We start from the raw sequence: 369 nt of genomic DNA on the forward strand, positions 1-369 counted from the left end.
CGATTTTTTCATCTCTCTTCATGACTAAATCAGCGCCAAAGTCCCCAGATTGCTTGGTTACTTCTGGATGATACCCTAAATGTCGAAAAAGAATTTGCAAATATATTTCAAATTGTCGACCATCCATTTTATCGATATAAGGCATATCAGCTTTTAATAATGCCTTCTGATATTTACGCGTTTGAAGAGTCTTATAAAGCAGAAGAGCACCTTTAAACACGATGACAAAAACAAGAAAGTACCCAATACTTGTGATGAAATTATCCATTCATTGAAAGCTCCTGTTCATTCGGTTTGTTTCGTGAAGGAGAAAAATGTTTCGAAAAAGGCTTTTCTTTTGCTCCTTTTTTCAATTCATTGTTCCAGTCC

At 35.2% G+C, this 369-nt stretch carries 1 protein-coding gene; it reads right to left on the reverse strand.

Going from position 1 to position 369, the window contains the following annotated elements; genetic code table 11:
- Positions 1–268 (reverse strand): restriction endonuclease (locus AC1DWA_RS33825; RefSeq protein WP_477917926.1); only part of this gene is annotated, 268 nt, incomplete at its 3' end.
- Positions 269–369 lie beyond the last annotated feature (101 nt).

The sequence above is a fragment of the Rhodococcus sp. P4_F3_2 genome (assembly GCF_056401335.1).